The sequence below is a fragment of the Amycolatopsis sp. CFH S0740 genome (assembly GCF_004522315.1).
Lineage (GTDB): Bacteria > Actinomycetota > Actinomycetes > Mycobacteriales > Pseudonocardiaceae > Amycolatopsis > Amycolatopsis nivea.
This window is the reverse complement of the sequence record NZ_SDLS01000027.1, coordinates 124,769-139,829: the sequence shown is the minus strand read 5'-3', so window position 1 is coordinate 139,829 and position 15,061 is coordinate 124,769. Positions and strand designations below refer to the sequence as shown.

The 15,061-nt window shown below is 71.3% G+C and carries 16 protein-coding genes; 13 read left to right on the top strand and 3 right to left on the bottom strand.

What is annotated here, in order from left to right; genetic code table 11:
• Nucleotides 1-69: 69 nt before the first annotated feature.
• Entirely contained in the window at nt 70-1,086 is a 1,017-nt protein-coding gene (locus EIZ45_RS34835; RefSeq protein WP_037810787.1) for a LacI family DNA-binding transcriptional regulator, read from the bottom strand.
• A 108-nt stretch (nt 1,087-1,194) separates the two neighbouring features.
• Between EIZ45_RS34835 and EIZ45_RS34830 the strand changes: the two genes are divergently transcribed.
• Genes EIZ45_RS34830 through EIZ45_RS34800 form a run of 7 tightly spaced genes read left to right on the top strand, consistent with a single transcriptional unit; the run spans nt 1,195 to nt 7,363 of the window.
• Nucleotides 1,195-2,190, top strand: coding sequence for an asparaginase (locus EIZ45_RS34830; RefSeq protein ID WP_134668023.1), 996 nt, complete (start codon nt 1,195-1,197; stop codon nt 2,188-2,190).
• Nucleotides 2,191-2,192: 2 nt separating this feature from the next.
• A complete protein-coding gene (locus EIZ45_RS34825) occupies nt 2,193-3,074 on the top strand; it encodes a polysaccharide deacetylase (RefSeq protein WP_043839932.1) in 882 nt (293 codons plus the stop codon).
• Nucleotides 3,075-3,099: 25 nt separating this feature from the next.
• Nucleotides 3,100-4,461: an MFS transporter gene (locus EIZ45_RS34820; protein ID WP_134668022.1), complete on the top strand. Its 1,362-nt coding sequence runs from the start codon at nt 3,100-3,102 to the stop codon at nt 4,459-4,461.
• The gene (locus EIZ45_RS34815; protein WP_134668021.1) at nt 4,458-5,216 is read left to right on the top strand and encodes an SDR family NAD(P)-dependent oxidoreductase; all 759 of its coding nucleotides are present in this window, start codon (nt 4,458-4,460) and stop codon (nt 5,214-5,216) included. Before EIZ45_RS34820 ends, EIZ45_RS34815 begins: the two co-directional genes overlap by 4 nt.
• Before the next feature lie 45 nt (nt 5,217-5,261).
• Nucleotides 5,262-6,005: an SDR family NAD(P)-dependent oxidoreductase gene (locus EIZ45_RS34810; RefSeq protein WP_134668020.1), complete on the top strand. Its 744-nt coding sequence runs from the start codon at nt 5,262-5,264 to the stop codon at nt 6,003-6,005.
• A 44-nt stretch (nt 6,006-6,049) separates the two neighbouring features.
• Nucleotides 6,050-6,379, top strand: coding sequence for a hypothetical protein (locus EIZ45_RS34805; RefSeq protein ID WP_134668019.1), 330 nt, complete (start codon nt 6,050-6,052; stop codon nt 6,377-6,379).
• A gap of 42 nt (nt 6,380-6,421) precedes the next feature.
• Complete coding sequence (locus EIZ45_RS34800) at nt 6,422-7,363, top strand: zinc-binding dehydrogenase (protein ID WP_134668018.1); 942 nt, start codon at nt 6,422-6,424, stop codon at nt 7,361-7,363.
• A gap of 65 nt (nt 7,364-7,428) precedes the next feature.
• Here EIZ45_RS34800 and EIZ45_RS47455 read toward each other — a convergent pair whose 3' ends face one another.
• Together EIZ45_RS47455 and EIZ45_RS34795 are read right to left on the bottom strand one after the other, a co-directional pair.
• Entirely contained in the window at nt 7,429-7,563 is a 135-nt protein-coding gene (locus EIZ45_RS47455; protein ID WP_255443643.1) for a hypothetical protein, read from the bottom strand.
• Nucleotides 7,564-7,730: 167 nt separating this feature from the next.
• Nucleotides 7,731-8,189 carry an Lrp/AsnC family transcriptional regulator gene (locus EIZ45_RS34795; RefSeq protein ID WP_037810799.1) on the bottom strand — a complete coding sequence of 153 codons (459 nt, stop codon included), beginning with the start codon at nt 8,187-8,189 and terminating at the stop codon, nt 7,731-7,733.
• Nucleotides 8,190-8,252: 63 nt separating this feature from the next.
• Here EIZ45_RS34795 and EIZ45_RS34790 point away from each other — a divergent pair, with 63 nt between their 5' ends.
• The 6 genes from EIZ45_RS34790 to EIZ45_RS34765 all read left to right on the top strand — a co-directional run bounded on the left by EIZ45_RS34790 (nt 8,253) and on the right by EIZ45_RS34765 (nt 15,060).
• Entirely contained in the window at nt 8,253-8,969 is a 717-nt protein-coding gene (locus EIZ45_RS34790; RefSeq protein WP_134668017.1) for an AzlC family ABC transporter permease, read from the top strand.
• Entirely contained in the window at nt 8,962-9,291 is a 330-nt protein-coding gene (locus EIZ45_RS34785; protein ID WP_134668016.1) for a branched-chain amino acid transporter permease, read from the top strand. Before EIZ45_RS34790 ends, EIZ45_RS34785 begins: the two co-directional genes overlap by 8 nt.
• 79 nt (nt 9,292-9,370) lie before the next feature.
• Nucleotides 9,371-10,573: an amidohydrolase family protein gene (locus EIZ45_RS34780; RefSeq protein ID WP_134668015.1), complete on the top strand. Its 1,203-nt coding sequence runs from the start codon at nt 9,371-9,373 to the stop codon at nt 10,571-10,573.
• 34 nt (nt 10,574-10,607) lie between these two features.
• Nucleotides 10,608-13,364: an AAA family ATPase gene (locus EIZ45_RS34775; protein WP_167756641.1), complete on the top strand. Its 2,757-nt coding sequence runs from the start codon at nt 10,608-10,610 to the stop codon at nt 13,362-13,364.
• 117 nt (nt 13,365-13,481) lie between these two features.
• Nucleotides 13,482-13,733, top strand: coding sequence for a hypothetical protein (locus EIZ45_RS34770; RefSeq protein WP_134668013.1), 252 nt, complete (start codon nt 13,482-13,484; stop codon nt 13,731-13,733).
• 106 nt (nt 13,734-13,839) lie between these two features.
• Nucleotides 13,840-15,060 carry a cytochrome P450 gene (locus EIZ45_RS34765; protein ID WP_134668012.1) on the top strand — a complete coding sequence of 407 codons (1,221 nt, stop codon included), beginning with the start codon at nt 13,840-13,842 and terminating at the stop codon, nt 15,058-15,060.
• Nucleotide 15,061: the final 1 nt, after the last annotated feature.

Genomic DNA, 15,061 nt, shown 5'->3' with positions numbered 1-15,061 from the left:
AGTCCAACTTTCGGGGGCCAGTTCAGAATCAGATTCCGTCAGGGTTCCCCTCACGGACTTCTGCGGAACTCAGCCGACCGTCGACGCCCGCACGATCAGCTCCGGCTGCAGCCGCTCCGATTCCACCTCTTGCCCGGCCAGCTTGCGCAGCAGCGTCGCCAGCGCCCGGCGTCCCATCTCGTGCATCGGCGACCGGATCGTCGTGAGCGGGATGGAGATCGACGCGGCGAGGGGAGTGTCGTTGTAGCCGACCAGCGCGACATCCTCGGGGATCTGGAGTCCCTTGTCCCGCAAGGAACCCATCGCGCCGATCGCGGCGAAGTCGTTGGTCGCGAAGATCGCGTCCGGATAGGGCTTGCGCGCCAGCAGCTGATCGGCGGCCTCGCGTCCGGCCGCCGCGTCGAATCCGTTGTAGACGATGCGGTGCGCGGGGATTTCGATCCCGGCCTCGGCGAAGCGGTCGACCAGCCCCTGGGTCCGTTCCTGCGCGGTCGACGCGAACGGGAGCCCGGCGACGATCGCGACGTCCCGCCGGCCGGTCTCCAGCAGATGGTCGGCGATCAGCCGCCCGCCCGCCGGGTCGTCGCAGGTGATCGAGACGTGCCTGCCCAGCCTGCGCGAGGTCAGCACGAACGGGACGCCGGTTTCGGCGAGGCCGTCGAGGAACGTGTCGTCGGAGTGCGCGTCGCCGAAGATCAGCCCGTCCACCCGGCGGTCCAGCATCTGCTGGGTGCGCTGGCGCTGCAGTTCCGGGTTGTCGAGCGAGTTCGTGACGTAGGTCGAGATCCCGGCCTCGGTCGCGGCCTCGTCGATGCCCTCGTAGATCGTCGCCAGCACGAAGTCCTGCAGCCGGGGGACCAGCACGCCGATCACGTTCGACCGGGCGGTGCGCAGGCTCGCGGCGTGCGGATTGCGGCGGTAGCCGTTGCGCTCGGCCGAGTCGAGGATCGCCGCGACCTTCTCCGGCGACGCCCAGCGCTCCGGATGCTCTTCCGCCGGATTGAGCACCCGGGACACCGTCGTCACGCTGACGCCCACGTCCTCGGCGATCATCCGCTGGGTGAAGGGCCGCACGGTCGCGGGCATCTGCCTCCTGTCGTCGGGCTTCAGTATGCCCGGCCCGCGCGCACCTCGCCACAAACGATTGACACAAACGATTGACTCAAACGTTTGTGTAGCTCACACTCAACGCCCATGACGCACATCGTGGTCCTGGCCACCGGGGGCACCATCGCCTCCCGCACGGGTCCCGGCGGGGCCTCGGTCGCCGCCGACGGAGCCGGCGCGCTGCTCGCGGCGGCCGGGCAAGACCCCTCGGTCAAGGTCGAACCGGTCGACGTGCTGCGGGAGAACTCGTTCAACCTGACCCTGGAAGACCTGGCCTCGATCGCCGAAGCGGTGCGCGCCCAGCTGACCCGCCCCGAGGTGGACGGCATCGTCCTCACCCACGGCACCGACACGATCGAGGAGACGGCGTTCCTGCTGGACCTGGTCCACGACGACGACCGGCCGGTGGTGCTCACCGGCGCGCAGATCGCGCCCGACCGCGACGGCTCCGACGGGCCCCGCAACCTGCGGCAGGCGATCGCCGTCGCGGCCGCGCCCGAGGCCCGCGGGCTCGGCGTGCTGGTCTCGTTCGCCGGCGCGCTTTTCGCCGCGCGGGGCCTGCGAAAGGCGCACACCCTGCTGCCGCAGCCGTTCGCCGCGCAGTCCGGCGGACCGATCGGGCAGGTGCTCGACGACGGCCCGCTGATCACCGCCCGGCCGGTCCGGTCCGCGCCGCTTCCGTTGCCCGGCCCCGGATTCGGCTCGCTCCGCGTCGAAACGCTGACCCTCTCGCCTGGCGCGACCCCGGAACTGCTCGACCACCTCGTCGAGCAGCGGACGCCCGGGATCGTGCTGGCCGGGACCGGTTCCGGGAACCTCAACCGCGGCTACCTGCGCTCGCTGCGCGCGGCCGTCGACGCCGGGACCGTCGTGGCGCTGTCGAGCCGGGTCCCGTTCGGACCGGGCGCCGCCATCTACGGCAGCGGCGGCGCGGTCGACGCGATCGCCGCCGGCGCGGTCCCGGCGACCGCCCTCCCGTTCACGCAGACGCGGATCCTGCTCGCGCTGCTGCTGTCCCGTTTTCCCGCCGACGCCGCCGCCGACCGGCTGCGGCGCCGCGCGAACCGTGAGAAAGGAATCTGAGCATGGCCAAGGAAATTTTCGTCGCCTTCGGCATCGACGTGGACGCCGTCGGGGGCTGGCTCGGGTCGTACGGCGGCGAGGACTCGCCGGGCGACATCTCGCGCGGCATCTTCGCCGGCGAGGTCGGCGTGCCGCGGCTGAACCAGCTGCTCGCCCGCTACGGCCTCCCGGCGACCTGGTTCTGGCCCGGCCACTCGATCGAAACCTTCCCCGAGCAGTTCGAGCAGGTGGTCGCGGCGGGCCACGAGATCGGCCTGCACGGCTACAGCCACGAGAACCCGATCGCGATGACCCGCGCGCAGGAATCGGAGATCCTCGACTACTGCCTGGAGCTGATCCAGGCGCGCACCGGCACGCGGCCGACCGGGTACGTCGCGCCGTGGTGGGAGTTCTCGCCGGTCACCAACGAACTGCTGGTGGAGCGCAAGATCCGCTACGACCACTCGCTGATGCACCGCGACTTCACGCCGTACTACGTCCGGGTCGGCGACTCCTGGAGCAAGATCGACTACGACAAGCCGGCCTCGACCTGGATGAAGCCGCTGGTCCGCGGCGCCGAGACCGACCTGGTCGAGATCCCGGCCAGCTGGTACCTCGACGACCTGCCGCCGATGATGTTCGTCAAGTCCAGCCCGAACAGCCACGGGTTCGTCAACCCCCGCCACCTCGAAGAGATCTGGCGCGACCAGTTCGACTGGGTCTACCGCGAACTCGACTACGCGGTCTTCACCTTCACCGTGCACCCGGACGTGTCCGGCCGCCCGCAGGTGCTGCTGATGCTGGAGCGGCTGATCGAGCACATCAACGGGCACGAGGGCGTCCGCTGGGCGACCTTCGACCAGATCGCCCAGGACTTCCAGGCGCGTTTCCCGCGCACCGCCTGACCCGGCTCACGACAGGAGCGTCCAGATGACCACCCCAGCACCCGGGAGCGGGCTGCCCGCCGTCTCGGTCAAGGAGACCAGACGGGCGACCAAGATCGCCTTTTTCGCCTGGGCCGTCGCGGTCTACGACTTCATCATGTTCGGCACGCTGCTGCCCCGGATCTCCGACAGTTTCCACTGGGACGCGAGTTTCGCGCTGCTGGTGTCCACTTTGGTCAGTGTCGGCACCTTCGTCGTGGTGCTGGCGGTCGGCCCGCTGGTCGACCGGCTCGGCAGGCGCAAGGGCATGATCATCTCGGTCGGCGGCACCGCGTTGTCCTCGGCCGCGACGGCCGCGACCGCGGGCGCCGCGAGCCTGGTCGGCGTCCGCGGGATCAGCGGCCTCGGGCTCGCCGAGCAGTCGGTGAACGCGACCTACCTCAACGAGCTCTACGCGCTGACCGAGGACCGGAAGATCAAGCGCCATCAGGGTTTCGTCTATTCGATCGTGCAGACCGGCTGGCCGCTGGGCGCGCTGCTGGCGGCCGCGTTCGTCGGCCTGATCACCGCGGTCTTCGGACCCGGCAGCTGGCGCATCGCGTTCCTGCTGGCGACGATCCCGGCGTTCGTGGTGGCGCTGTTGTGCCTGCGGCTGAAGGAAAGCCCGCAGTTCATCGCCCAGCAGACCCTGCGGCGGCTGCGCAAGGAGGGCCGCGGCGACGAGGCGTCGGCCTTCGCCGCGCGGGTCGGGCTCGAGGAGCAGCACGCGGCTCCGTTCAAGAGGATCTTCTCCGGCAAGCACCTGCGGAACACGATCATGCTGTCGCTGGCCTGGCTGGTGAACTGGTTCGGCATCCAGACCTTCTCGGTGCTCGGCACGACGGTGCTGGAATCCGGCAAGCACATCTCGGCGGGCAACGCGCTGGTGCTGGTCGTGGTGTCGAACCTGGTCGGCGCGCTCGGCTACCTCACGCACGGCTGGCTGGGCGACCGGTTCGGCCGCAAGAAGGTGATCGTGACCGGCTGGCTGCTGGCGGGCGTTTTCTTCGCCGCGATGCTGGTCGGCCCGGAGAACCCGGCCTACGTGCTGGTCACGTACATGCTGGGGCTGTTCTTCCTGCTCGGCCCGTACGCCGCGATCATGTTCTTCCAGGCCGAGTGCTACGACACCGACTGCCGCGCGACCGGAAGCACGTTCATCGGCGCGATGAGCCAGCCCGGCGCGATCGTCGGCGGCCTGATCCTGACCGGACTGGTCGCGGACGCGATGTCGTTCTCCACGGCCGCCTTGCTGGTCGGCGCGCTCGGGACGTTCGCGTCCGGCCTGATCATGCTGGGCACCAAGACAGTGACTCCCGACGCCGGGGCCGCGGTGCGCCCGGCCGGAACGAAAGCGGAAGCGGCATGACGGCGGTTTCGGTCATCAGCGGCGCGGCGTCGGGCATCGGCCGGGCCGCCGCGATCCGCCTGGCAGCGCGCGGCGACCGGGTCGTGATCGGCAGTTTCCCCGGCGACCCGCACGATCCGGAGGAAACGCTGGCCGGGGTCGAGCAGGCGGGTGGCACCGGACTGATCGTCGAACTCGACGTCAGCCAGACCGCGTCGGCGCAAGCCTTCGTGGCCGCGGCCCTGGACGCCTTCGGCCGGGTCGACCACGTGATCGCCAACGCGGGAATCCTGCGCCGCGCCGCCTTCGACACGATGACGGACGACCAGTGGGACGAAGTCCTGCAAGTCGACCTGCACGGCGTGATGCGGCTGGCCCGGGCGGCGGCACCGCACCTGCGCGAGGGCGGTTCGATCGTGGCCATTTCGTCGATCGCCGGCGGGGTGTACGGCTGGGCGGAGCACGCGCACTACGCCACCGCGAAGGCAGGCGTGCTCGGGTTGATCCGCAGCCTCGCGGTCGAGTTCGGCCCGCGCGGAATCCGGGCGAACGCGATCGTCCCGGGCCTGATCGAGACGCCGCAGTCGCTGGACGCGGCCAATTCCCTTGGCCCCGAAGGACTTCGCCGGGCCGGTGCCACGATCCCGTGGGGCCGGGTCGGCAAGCCGGAGGAGATCGCCAGCGTCATCGAGTTCCTCAGCTCGGAGTCGGCTTCGTATGTCAGCGGCCAGGCGATCACGGTCGACGGCGCGCTCACCGTCGCGATGCGGGATTGAGCCCGTGATCGCTTGCGCACCACAGAAACCGGAAGGATTCCGCCCATGATCGACCCCAGTCCGCTCGCCGGCCGGACCGCGCTGGTCACCGGCGCGGCGAGCGGCATCGGCCGCGCGATCGCCGAGCACTTCGTCGCCGGCGGAGCGACCGTCGTGCTGGCCGACGTCCAGCCGCAGGTCACCGAACGCGCGGCGGAACTCGGCGCGACCGGTGCCGTGGTCATGGACGCGTCCGACGAACAAGCGGTCGCGGACGGCGTCGCCGAGGCGACCCGTCTGCTCGGCCGGATCGACGTCCTGGTGACCTCGCACGGGTTGCTGACCGAGGCTCCCGCCGACACGATGCCGCTCGAGACCTGGCAGCAGACCATCGACATCGACCTGACCAGTGTTTTCCTGCTCAACCGTGCAGTGCTGGGCCCGATGCTCGAACGCGGCGACGGCCGGATCATCAACGTCGCTTCGCAGCTGGGCATCAAGGGTGGCGTCGGTCTCGCGCACTACGCCGCCGCGAAGGCCGGGGTGATCGCGATGACCAAGTCGATCGCCCTGGAAGCAGCGAGCCGAGGCGTGCTGGTCAACGCCATCGCTCCCGGCCCGGTGGAAACGCCGCTGCTGGCGGGCATCAGCGACAACTGGCGCTCGGCGAAAGCCGCGGAACTGCCGCTCGGCCGGTTCGGCAGGGTCGAGGAAATCGCGCCGACCGCCGTCCTGCTCGCCTCCAACCCCGGCGGCAACCTGTATGTCGGCCAGGTACTCGGCCCGAACAGCGGCGACGTGATGCCCTGATGTGCGGCAGCTGCGGAACCGTCAGAACGGACTGGCTCACCGGCGTGCTGTCGGGAAGCTACGCCCGCACCGTTGTCGCGGCTCGGCTGTCGACGCTGCGCCCCGGCGTCCGCGTCACCGCCGGACCGGCCGGCTGGTCCCTCCGATCAGCCGGCCGCCCGGCCCGCTTCCACCCGACCCTGCCCGCCCTGCTGACCGCACTGGGCCCGATACCCGATCCGGCAACGCTGGCCGCGAGCTGGCCCGAACACCGGCCGGTCCCGCTGACCGACCAGCCGGGGCACGAATCGACGCGGGTGATCAACGAGTGGCTGGGACAGGCGCTGGCTCGCTCGGCCGTGCCGGGAAGCCGGAGCGCTAACGTCGTGGCGTGATTTCCCGCAGTGGCGGGAGCTATTCGGGCGAGGGGAACACGCATGCGCGCGGTGAAAATCAGGAACGGCGAGTTCGAACTCGGCGAGGCGCCCGATCCGGCCGCGGACGGCGACCAGGTCGTGGTCCGGATCCGCGCGGCCGGTTTGAACGCGGCGGACCTGCAGCAGGCCCGAGGCGCCTACCCCGCCCCGCCGGGCTGGCCGGAGGACATCCCCGGACTCGAAATCGCCGGGGTGGTCGAAAAATCGGCCACGGCCGTCTGGTCCGCCGGAGACCGCGTCATGGCCGTAGTGGGCGGCGGTGCCCACGCCGAACGCATCGCGGTCCCGGCGAGCCTGCTGCTGCCGATCCCGGACTCGGTCGACGACGTCCACGCGGCCGGTTTCCCCGAAGCGTTCAGCACCGCCTGGGACGGCCTGGTCGACCAGGCCGACGTCCGCCCCGGCGACCGAGTCCTGATCACCGGCGCGGCCGGCGGAGTCGGCACCGCAATGCTCCAGGTCGCAGCCCTCGCCGGGGCTGATGTCGTCGCGAGCGTGCGCCGCCCGGAGACGCACGCCGCTGTCCAGGCCTTGGCTCCCGACGCGACGGTGGTGACGCCGGAGCAAGAAGAGGAACACGGCCCGTACGACATCGTCGTGGAACTGGTTGGTGGCAAGGATTGCCTGCGCCGCGTGCGGTGGCTCAAGCCGTACGGCCGGATCCTGGTCATCGGAGTCGGCGCGGGCGAGGAGGCGTCCCTGCGCCTGTTCGATCTGATGCGCGCTCGCGGCCGGGTGCTCGGGTCGACGATCCGCGCCCGCAGCACGGTCGAGAAGGCGGTCCTCGCGAGCCGGATGCGGGAAGGACTCCTGGGCGCACTCGCGGCGGGGCGGCTCACGGTGCCGGTGGACAGTGTTTATCCCCTGGAGCAGGCGCGTGACGCTTATGCCCGGCTGGGTTCGCCGGGCAAGCTCGGCAAAGTCGTTTTGCGGATGGACTGACGCGGAACTCCTGGAAGAACCGAGCACCGGGTCGGGCATCGACGCCCGACCCGGCACCGGGGAATTCAGCGGGTCTTTCTCGGCGCAGCGCGACGCCCGAGCCGGGGAATCGCCGGCATCGGCCTCGTCTGCTGCGCCACCCACGAGATCGCGACCCGGAGCAGTGCCAGCGCGATCTGCCAGGCCAGGTTTTCGTCCATGGTGCCCACCTCGAATCACTCACCTGTCTCAGAGGGAGGGATTTCCGGCCCCTGACACAGCAAACGGGGCCCTGCCGCGGGCCCCGCTCCGAGTGGGCATCCGGTTCGTGCCGTCGCGCCTCACCGGTTCAACGCCGGACGGCACCGCGGAGATCGTGCCACCGGACTCAGGCGTCGCCCTTGATCTTCTTCATCGTCAGGTGCGACGTGACCCGCAGGACGCCCGGCAGGCCGGAAAGCTTCCGGGTCTGAAACTCCTCGTACGCGGCGTGGTCGGCGACCGCGACGCGGATGAAGTAGTCGGGGCGGCCGAAGAGGCGGCGGAACTCGATGACCTCCTCGTAGGAGGCGATGGTGTCCTCGAGCGCCTCGATCGTCGCCCGGTCGGTCGCGTAGACCTCGAGGTCGATGAGCGTTTCCAGCCCGCGGCCGACGGTGGCCGGGTCGATCACCGCGCGGTAGCCGGCGATCACCCCCGCGTCTTCGAGGCGCTTGACCCGGCGCAGGCAAGGGGGAGGAGTGAGCCCGACGCGTTTGGCGAGTTCGACGTTGGTCAGCCTGCCGTCCTGACGCAGGTGAAACAAAATATCCCGATCCAGCGCATCCAGCCTAACTACATTGCTCACCGACCCATTCTAGCGCCATGATCGGACACCAAATTAGCTGCGGGCTGACGTAGTGTTCCAAGCGTGGAAACCGTCTCCGACCTGGCTGTTCGTGATCGCTCGCCCGCGCTGGCCGCGCTGAAGGACTGCGGGTCCGTCGGGATCGGCCTGGTCCCGCTCGGACTCGCGTTCGGCGCGTTCCTTACGCATTCGGGCCTCGCCTGGTGGTGGGCGACCGTCTTCACCACGTTCATCTACGCGGGCTCGTTCGAGTTCCTGCTCATCGGCCTGGCCGCGACGGCGGCTCCGCTGGCGTCGATCGGGCTCTCGGCGTTCCTGGTCAACGTCCGGCACGTCTTCTACGCGCTGTCCTTCCCGCTGCACCGCGTACGCGGCCGCGGAGCGCGCGCGTACAGCACGTTCGCCCTCACCGACGAGGCCTACGCACTGTCCACAACGGACGCCGCCCGCGAATGGAACGGCGCGCGAATCCTGTGGCTGCAACTGTTCCTGCACCTGTTCTGGGTCGGCGGAGCCACCGCAGGCGGCCTGCTCGGCGCGCTGATCCCGAGCGGCGTCGTCGGCCTGGACTTCGCCATGACCGCCTTGTTCGTCGTCCTCGCGCTGGACGCCGTCCGCGACCGCAAGGGCGACCTCCCGACCCCCGTCCTCGCCGCACTGAGCGCGGTCGTCGCCCGCGTGGTCTTCCCCGGGCAGATGCTGCTGGCGGCGTTCGTGCTGTTCGTCGGAGGCCTGATCGTCCGCGGCCTCGTCGCCGAACGGAGCGTGAGCAATGCCTGACCCCGCCTACCTCCTCGCCGCGGTCGCGGTATCCGCCGCGGTCACGTGGGGCCTGCGCGCGCTCCCGTTCGCCGTCCTGGCCCCGCTGCGCGCCAGCCGGACCGTGCAGTACCTGAGCACCCGCATGCCAGCGGGCGTCATGGTGATCCTGCTGATCTACTGCCTGCGCGACGTGGCATGGACGTCCCCGAGCGCCCTCGCCCCGACCATCGCGCTGGCGGTGACGATCGCCCTGCATCTGTGGCGCCGCAACGCGGTGCTGAGCATCGTCGGCGGTACTGCGGTGCACGTTTTGCTGGCGAGTCTGCTGTTTCCGGCGTGAGTCACGGCGTTCAATTGCGTAGCGGATTTCCGTACTACTGCGGACGCGCCCGCGCGGCCGACCCGCGACTGTCGTCCGCATGACCCGATTGATTGTCACCGAGCGGCGCGAGCTCACCGCGATACGCGCCGCGTGGCTTTTCGACGGCACCGGATCCCGGTTGCTCGCCGACCCGCTCGTGGTGCTGGACGGGCCGGTGATCCGCTCGGTCGAGGCCGGTGCGGCGCCGCCCGCGGGAGTGCCCGTCGTCGATCTCGGCGGGGCGACGTTGCTGCCCGGGCTGATCGACACCCATGTCCACTTGGCGTTCGATGCCAGCGCCGACGCCGTGGGCGCGCTCGCGGCCCGCTCCGACGACGAGGCGCTGGCCGCGATGGCGGAGGCGGGCCGGGCCTCGCTGCGGGCGGGCGTGACGACCGTTCGCGACCTTGGCGACCGCAACTACCTGTCCCTGCGGCTGCGCGGCCGGCCGGATCTGCCGACGATTGTCGCCGCCGGACCGCCGATCACCACGCCGTCCGGGCACTGCCACTTCCTCGGCGGGGTCGCCGAGCCGACCGAGTTCGGCGTCCGCAAGGCCGTGCGCGAGCACGTCGAGCACGGGGTGGACGTCGTCAAGATCATGGCCAGCGGCGGCACGATGACCCCCGGCACGCGCCAGGAGTGCGCCCAGTTCGACGTCGAGGTGCTGCGCGCGGCGGTCGACGAGGCGCACCGCCACGGCCTGCCGGTCACCGCGCACGCGCACGGAACCCCGGCGATCGCGGACGCGCTGGCCGCCGGGGTCGACGGCATGGAGCACGTGACGTTCTGGTCCGCGGCCGGCGTCGACGTGCGCGAGGACCTGATGGCCGGCATCGCCGCGCGGCGCGTCGTCGTCGGGGCGACGGTCGGCATGGAGCCGGTGCCCGGCATCGCGCCGCCGCCGGAGATCGCGAGCCGGCTGCCCGCCCTGACGCGCAACCTGCGGCGGCTGCACGAGCTGGGCGCGCCGTTCGTCGCCGGCACCGACGCGGGCATCGCGCCGGTCAAGCCGCACGGTGTCCTCGCGACCGCGCCGGTGATGCTGCGCGGCATCGGGCTCGGCCCGGCCGAAACGCTGCGCGTGATGACGTCCGTGGCGGCCGGGGTGTGCGGGCTCGGGCATCGCAAGGGCCGCGTCGCGCCGGGATTCGACGCGGACCTCCTTGCCGTCGACGGCGACCCGCTGGCCGATCCGGCGGCGCTGCGGCGGGTCGTCGCCGTGTACGCCCGGGGCGGGAAAGTGCTTTCCCACGCCTAGGCGGACCAGCAGGGCGAACCTTATGGTTCTGGGCATGACAGGCGAGTTCGTCGGGAGGGCCCGCGAGGCCGAACTGCTCGCCGCCCGGTTCGACGAGGCGCGGTCCGGGCGCGGCCAGCTCGTCCTGATCACCGGCGAGCCCGGGATCGGCAAGACCCGCCTGGCCCAGGAGACCGCCGCGCGGGCCGCGGCGCTGGGCGTCCGGGTCGCCTGGGGCCGGGCCAGCGACGACGAAGGCAGCCCGCCGTACTGGATCTTCCGGCAGCTCGTGCGCGATTTGGGCGGCACACTGCCCGCCGCGCTCGCCGAAGGCGACCCGTCGGCCGACTCGGCGACTGCTCGCTTCGAGGCGTTCGAGGCTGTCGCCGGCCAGTTGCGCGACGCCGCCGAGCCGGACGGGCTGCTTGTGGTGCTCGACGACCTGCAGTGGGCCGACGCGGCGTCGCTGGCATTGCTGGTGCACGCCGCGCGCGGGATGTCGCGGTCGAGGCTGCTGCTCGTGGCCACCTACCGCGACACCGAGACCGGCGGCCGCGAGGCGTTGATCTCGGCGCTGGCGGCGCTGGCTCACGAAGCCGGACAGTCCCGCGTCCGCCTGGTCGGCCTCCCGCCTGCGGATGTCCAGCGCCAGCTCGAACTCGCGACCGGCGAGGCAGTGCGCCCGGACGTGGCCGCCGTCGTCAGCCGCCGCACCGGAGGCAATCCGTTCTTCGTCAACGAACTGGCCCCGCTGCTCGAAAGCGACACGCTCCCCGACGGCGTGCTCGACACCGTCCGCGCGCGGCTGGCCCGGCTCACCGGCTGCTGCCGAGAGCTGATCGCCATCGCCGCCGCGCTGGGCAGCGAGCCGGCGGCGCCGGAACTGGCCGCGGTGACCGACCGTCCGGTCGAGGCCGTGCTCGGCGCGCTCGACGAGGCAGGTGCCGCGGGCCTGCTCGTCCGCGGCGACGGCTGGCGTTTTCGCCACGACCTGATCCGGGAGGCCGCGCGAGCCGACCTGCCGACGGCGACCAGCGCTGGCGCGCACGCTCGGATGGCGACTTGGCTGGCCGCTCGTCCCGACGCCGCCGAACGGGCCGCGGAAATCGCGCACCACTGGCTGGCGTCGTTGCCGGTGGGGGAGCCGGGCGAGGCCGTCGCGTGGGCGGAGCGCGCGGGCGACCTGGCGCTGGACCGCCTCGCCTGGGAGCAGGCCGCCGATCTTTACCAGCAGGCGCTGGACGCCGGCGCGCCGCTGTCGCCCGGCGACCGGGGACGGTTGTTGCTGCGGCAGGCCACCGCGTTGACCCGCAACGGCGACATCCAGCCCGCCGGAGCGATCCTCGCGCGGGCGGCGGACGCCGCGCGCGAAGCGGGCGACCCGTACGCGCTCGGGTCGGTTTCCCTTGCCATGGAAGGGCTTTCCGATCCGTGGGGCGGCTTCCGCGGCGACCGGCTGGCCGCCGAGGCACTGGCCCAGCTGCCCGACGAGGACAGCCCGATGCGCGCCCGGCTTCTCGCGTTGCTGGCGGGCGAGGCCGGATTCGTCGGCGGCGTCGACCCGGAACGCGTGTCCGGCGAGGCGCTCGCGATGGCGGAACGGCTCGGCGACACCCAGGTGCTCCGCTCGGCGCTGCGGTCCCGGCAGATGGCGCGCTCGGGCCCGGACGGCGTGCACGAACGGCTCGAGCTGGCCGAGCGCATGCACGCGCTCGGCCAGTCCGAACAGGACGACGAGACCACGCTGTGGGGCTGGCTCTGGCGGTTCGACGGGTACATGATGCTCGGCCGGGTCGACGACGCGGAGGCGGCGCTGGGGCCGATGCGGCTGCTGACCGACCGGTTGCGGAGGCCGCTTGCCCAATGGCAGTACCTGCGCGCGGTGGCCGCCGTCGAGGTCGCCCGGGGCCGGTTCGACGACGCCGTCGAGACGGTCCGGAAGTGCGTGCGGCTGATCGAAGGCCGCACGCACGACTCGGTGCGCGGCGTTTCGCTGTTCGTGCTGCTCATGATCGACGGTCTCGTCGGCCGCGGCGACCTGCTCACCGCCGAGGAGTTCGAGCTGTTCGACCGCTACACGCCCGCGTTCGCCTCGCCGGTCTACGCGCTTTATTTGGCGCAGCGGGGCGATTTCGAGCGTGCCCGGCGCATCGTGCGCCGCTCCGCCGGCCCCGACGCTTTTCCGCAGCCCGCACTGCTCCCGTCGCTCGCGACGAGGGCCGAACTGGCGGCGATGTTCGGCGAGCCGGAGGTCGCGGCAGACCTGGCCGCCCGCCTGCGGCCCGCCGCCGACCTGTTCGTCACCGGAGGCGCCGGGACCGTGACGAACGTCGGCTCCGTACGGACCTACTTGGGAATCGCGGAGGCGACTTGCGGGCGACTGGACGAGGTCGTCCGCGAGATCCGGCTCGGGATCACCGCCAACGACACGGCCGGCATAGCGCCGCACGCCGCCCTCGCCCGGTTCGAGCTGGCCCAGGTGCTGGCGCGCCGCCGTCGTCCGGGCGACGTCGAGGAAGCCGCCGCGCTGTGTGCGACCGCGACGGTGTCGGCCGCACGGCTCGGGATGGCACCGCTGCGACGCCGTGCCGACGAACTGGCGGCGACCCTCCGCGGCGACGCACCCGCCGGGCTGACGCCGCGCGAAGCCGAGGTCGCGGCGCAGGTCGCGCAAGGGCTGACGAACAAGCAGATCGCCGCGCTGATGCACATTTCCGAGCGCACGGCGGAAAGCCACGTCCAGCACATCCTGGGCAAACTGGGCCTGGCCAACCGCACCCAGATCGCCGCCTGGTCCGCCCAGCGCTCCTGACCCGGGTTTCCGTACCGGATTTCAGTATCAGCACGGATTCGCACGGGGCGCGCCGCTGACACCTTGGTCGCAGGCCGCCGCGGACCGCGACGCCGACATCGACGAAGGGGAGCCACCATGACCACGCCCGCCGGACGGAACGCCCAGCAGAACTACCAGCGGCAGGTGCAGCAGAACAGCACCACCTTCGCCCGCAACGCCGCCTACCACGCCCAGCTCAACCGCCGGCGCGGTTCGGGCGGACTGGCCCGCGGGCTGGTGGGATTCCTGTTCTCGCTGGTGTTCATCGCGATCGCCGTCGGGGTCTTGCTGGTGGTCCTGGCCACCGCGCAGCCCGAGTGGTTCGAGCACGTCAAGAACTGGTTCTGAGTAGGGGGTCGCGACCTGCCGCGGCCCCGATTAAGTCAGCTGATTGACTTAACAACTCGGGTTCGCCATGATCGTGCCGGTTGCCGGTTGCGAGCAGGAGGTTGCGATGCCCGAAAGCGACGTGGAGCAGTTGCCGCGGTTTCCCTTCGAGCAGCCGGGGGCGTTGGAGCCTCCGGCTGAGTGGGCGGAGCTGCGCGCGGGATGCCCGGTCGCGCGGGTCGCGTTGGCGAGCGGGGACGAGGCGGTGCTGATCACCCGGTACGCCGATGTGAAAACCGTGCTCTCGGACCGGCGGTTCACCCGTCCGACCCCGGCCGACGACGCGGCGCGGGTCGCGGACACCGAAAGCGGCGGGGTGTTCAACAGCGAGATGGCGACGGTGATCCCGCAGCACGGTCCGGAACATCTGAACTGGCGGCGGATGATCGGGAAGTGGTTCACGGCGAAGCGGATGAACGCGTTGCGGCCGGGGATCGCGGCGATGGCGGAGCAGCTGATCGGGGAGATGGTCGCGAAGGGCGGTCCGGCGGATCTGAAGGCGGGGCTGGCGTTTCCGCTGCCGGTGTGGGTCATCTGCGACATGCTCGGCGTCCCGGACGCCGACCGCGACCGGTTCGCGCACTGGTCGGACGTCATGCTCAGCATGACCCGCTACACCCAGGAGGAATTCGACGCCGCGCAAGCGGATTTCGGCCGGTACATGGGCGCGCACATCGCGGCGAAACGCGCAGAGCCGGGGGAGGATCTGCTCAGCGCGCTGATCACCGACACCGACGCGGACGGGCAGCACTGGTCGGACGCACTGCTCACTGCGACCGGCATTGGATTGTTGATCGCGGGACACGAGACGACGGCGAACATGATCGCGAAGATGGTCGCGATGCTGCTGTCCGACCGCACGCGGTGGGAGGAACTGCTCGCCGATCCGTCGCTAGTGCGCACCGCGGTCGAGGAAACGCTGCGGCTGGACGCGAACGCGGGCGTGGGTATGTCGCGGTATCTCACCGAGGATTTCGAAGTCGCCGGAACCGTGCTTCCCAGCGGTACCACCGCGATGTGCAGCATGGCCGCGGCCAACCGCGACGAGACCGCCTTCGCCGATGCCGCCGTCATGGACCTGCACCGCGGCCCGAACCCGCACCTGGCGTTCGGCGCCGGAGCGCACGCCTGCCTGGGACAGCCGCTCGCGCGCACCGAACTCCAGGTAGCCCTCGAAGTACTGCTGCGAATGCTGCCGTCGCTCGAACTCGACGTCCCGGCGGCCGAACTCCGCCGGATCGAGGGCCTGGCCGTGGGCGGGTTGCGGGAACTGCCCGTGCGATGGTGAC